Genomic DNA, 3,457 nt, shown 5'->3' with positions numbered 1-3,457 from the left:
GGGTCAGTCCGACCGGAGCCAGTCCGACCGGAGCCAGTCCGACCGGGGTCAGTCCGAGCGGAGCCAGTCCGACCGGAGTGACTCGGGCCGTGACGACGACTTCGGTGGGGGAAACCGGCGTAACCGCGGTCGCTTCCGTGAGCGCGGCCGTAACCGTGGCCGCCAGGGTGGTGGATTCACCGAGGCCGAGCCGGTGGTCCGCGAGGACGACGTGCTCGTGCCGGTTGCCGGCATCCTCGACGTCCTCGACAACTACGCGTTCGTGCGCACCAGTGGCTACCTGACCGGCCCGACCGACGTCTACGTGAGCCTTGCCCAGGTTCGCAGGCACGGCCTGCGCCGCGGAGACGCGATCACCGGGGTCGTCCGGGCACCACAGGAGGGCGAGCAGCGGCGGGACAAGTACAACGCGCTGGTCCGGCTGGACACGGTCAACGGACTTGAGCCGGACGAGGCGCGCAACCGTCCCGAGTTCACCAAGCTCACTCCGCTCTACCCGCAGGAGCGGTTGCGCCTGGAGACCGAACCACAGCTGCTGACGACCCGGGTCATCGACCTGGTGATGCCGCTCGGAAAGGGCCAGCGCGCGCTGATTGTCAGCCCGCCCAAGGCGGGCAAGACGATGGTGCTGCAGGCCATCGCGAATGCGATCACCACGAACAACCCGGAATGCCACCTGATGGTCGTTCTCGTCGACGAACGCCCTGAAGAGGTGACCGACATGCAGCGGTCGGTCAAGGGCGAGGTGATCGCCTCGACGTTCGACCGGCCGCCGTCGGACCACACCAGCGTCGCCGAGCTGTCTATCGAACGAGCCAAGAGGCTGGTGGAGCTGGGTGAGGACGTCATCGTGCTGCTCGACTCGATCACCCGTCTCGGCCGGGCGTACAACCTGGCCGCACCGGCGTCCGGCCGGATCCTCTCCGGTGGTGTGGACTCCACCGCGCTCTACCCGCCGAAGCGGTTCCTCGGTGCCGCCAGGAACATCGAGAACGGCGGGTCGTTGACCATCATCGCCACGGCTCTGGTGGAGACGGGCTCGACGATGGACACGGTGATCTTCGAGGAGTTCAAGGGCACCGGCAACGCCGAGCTCAAGCTCGACCGTAAGATCGCCGACAAGCGGGTCTTCCCTGCGATCGACGTCAACCCCTCCGGAACCCGCCGGGAGGAGATCCTGCTCGCGCCCGACGAGATCGTGATCATGCATAAGCTGCGCCGAGTCCTGCACACCCTGGAGTCCCAGCAGGCGTTGGATCTTCTGCTGGACAGGTTGAAGCAGACGCGGACGAACTACGAGTTCCTGATGCAGATCGCGAAGACCACGCCGGGACAGGACTGATCGCGCACGGCCTCTGCGGTGCTCGTGCGGCGCCCGTCCGGGGGCGCGCCCGACTCTGGCAGACTGGACCGTCGACACCCGGCACCGGTTCACGCCCTCGTTCGCAGGGTAGGGCGACCCGGCGGCCACTTCGGGAAGAAGGATCATGAGGGCTGACATTCATCCGACGTACCAGGAGACCACGGTCATCTGTACCTGTGGTTCCACGTTCACGACCCGTAGCACCAAGTCGGACAGCGTGATCAACGCAGAGGTGTGCTCACAGTGCCATCCGTTCTACACCGGCAAGCAGAAGATTCTTGACGTCGGTGGCCGGGTCGAGAAGTTCGAACGGCGTTTCGGTCGCCGCCGTCCCGGCGACAAGCCTGGAAGCACAGCCAGGTAGCGCGCTGACGCGCCCGTGCCGTACCGGTGGCGGCACGGGCGCCGTCCCGGTCGCGCCTACAGTTCGACGTTGAGAGCGCCCGAGAACAGCGCTGTCCGGCTCGTGACACCCGGCGCCGCTCGCTGATCGAACGCCCCAGGACCAGGAGACACCCGAAATGACCACTCCACTCGACGCTCTGCTCACCGAGCACGCCGAGTTGGAGAGTCGTCTGGCCGATCCGTCGGTGCACGCCGACCCGACGCTGGCACGCAGTCTCGGTCGCCGGTATGCGGAACTGACCCCGGCCGTGGAGACCGCCCGCGAGCTGGATCGGGTCGCCGCGGATCTTGCGACAGCCCGCGAGTTCGCCGCCGAGGACGCCTCGTTCCGCGTGGAGGTCGCGGAACTGGAGGCCGCGCAGGAGGTTTTGCGGGACCGGCTGCGCGCCCATCTGGTGCCCGTCGACCCGGACGATGCCCGGGACGCGATTCTGGAGATCAAGGCGGGCGCGGGCGGTGAGGAGTCGGCCCTGTTCGCCGGTGACCTTCTGCGGATGTACCTGCGTTACGCCGAACGGCGTGGCTGGCGGACCGAGATCCTTGATGCGAACCCCAGCGACCTCGGCGGGTACCGAGACGTGAGCGTGGCGGTGAAGGCCGGCCGGGCGGCGTCGGAAGGAGTCTTCGGGCGGTTGCGCTTCGAAGGCGGCGTCCACCGGGTGCAGCGGGTTCCGGTCACCGAGTCGGCGGGCCGCATCCACACCTCGGCAGCCGGTGTCCTGGTGCTGCCCGAGGCGGCGGATGTCGAGGTCGACATCGACCCCAACGACCTGCGGATCGACGTGTACCGCTCCTCCGGTCCCGGAGGGCAGAGCGTCAACACGACGGATTCGGCTGTGCGGATCACCCACCTGCCCAGCGGGCTGGTCGTCTCCTGCCAGAACGAGAAGAGCCAGCTGCAGAACAAGGAGTCGGCCCTGCGTATCCTGCGGGCCCGACTGCTGTCGGCAGCCCGTGAACGGGCGCAGGCCGAGGCGTCGGCGGCGCGGGCAAGTCAGGTCCGCACGGTGGACCGCTCCGAACGCGTCCGTACCTACAACTTCGCCGAGAACCGGATCAGTGACCACCGGGTCGGCTACAAGGCGTACAACCTTGACCAGGTTCTCGACGGTGAGCTCGATGACGTCCTCAACGCGCTGGTTGCGGCGGATCTGCAGGCAAGGCTTTCGGCCGAGGCGGTGACGTGACCTCCGCCGCGGCCGGGAAGGCCCGCCTGGGCAGGGACGCCCGTACAGGCTCACGGACACGTTCGGCACACCCCCCGCACACTCCAGGCTCGACTCCGGGCACCGACCTTGGCCCGGACCTGCGGGCTGAGATCGACGAGGCGGTCGCCGTGCTGTCCGCGGCGGGGGTCGCCAGCCCCCGGTCGGATGCCGAGCAGCTTGCCGCCCATGCCACCGGGGAGCCCCGCTGGCGGCTGGCATTGACGGGCACGATGGCCCCGGCCGACCGGGACTGGTTTCACGACCTGGTGGCCCGCCGGGCTGCCAGAGTGCCCTTGCAGCACCTGGTGGGCACTGTCGGATTCCGGTATCTCACCCTTGCTGTTGGTCACGGTGTGTTCGTGCCCCGGCCGGAGACCGAGATGGTGGTCGGGTGGGCCATCGACACCGCTCGCGCGGCCGGGTGGGACAGGCCGATCTGTGTGGATCTGTGCACCGGTTCCGGCGCGATCGCCCTTGCGCT

The 3,457-nt window shown here is 68.4% G+C and carries 4 protein-coding genes; all 4 read left to right on the top strand.

All coding sequences use genetic code 11. The features are described from left to right. Nucleotides 1-1,342 (top strand): transcription termination factor Rho (rho, locus tag DD1DGNOD_RS22410; RefSeq protein ID WP_131770986.1); only part of this gene is annotated, 1,342 nt, incomplete at its 5' end. A 145-nt stretch (nucleotides 1,343-1,487) separates the two neighbouring features. Next, entirely contained in the window at nucleotides 1,488-1,727 is a 240-nt protein-coding gene (gene rpmE / locus DD1DGNOD_RS22405; protein ID WP_131768438.1) for a 50S ribosomal protein L31, read from the top strand. A gap of 157 nt (nucleotides 1,728-1,884) precedes the next feature. Further along, the gene (prfA, locus tag DD1DGNOD_RS22400; RefSeq protein ID WP_131768437.1) at nucleotides 1,885-2,955 is read left to right on the top strand and encodes a peptide chain release factor 1; all 1,071 of its coding nucleotides are present in this window, start codon (nucleotides 1,885-1,887) and stop codon (nucleotides 2,953-2,955) included. Further along, the coding region (locus DD1DGNOD_RS22395) for a N5-glutamine methyltransferase family protein (protein WP_430827855.1) at nucleotides 2,952-3,457 on the top strand (506 nt) is incomplete at its 3' end. The genes prfA and DD1DGNOD_RS22395, both read left to right, overlap by 4 nt.

It is taken from the genome of Candidatus Protofrankia californiensis, assembly GCF_900634765.1.
In the GTDB taxonomy this organism is placed as follows: domain Bacteria; phylum Actinomycetota; class Actinomycetes; order Frankiales; family Frankiaceae; genus Protofrankia; species Protofrankia californiensis.
This window is presented reverse-complemented; position numbering and strand designations above follow the sequence as displayed.

What these genes read in the sequence shown, in the direction of transcription:
- rpmE (WP_131768438.1), top strand. Translation starts at nt 1,488, where the DNA reads ATGAGGGCTGACATTCATCCGACGTACCAGGAGACCACGGTCATCTGT.
- prfA (WP_131768437.1), top strand. Translation starts at nt 1,885, where the DNA reads ATGACCACTCCACTCGACGCTCTGCTCACCGAGCACGCCGAGTTGGAG.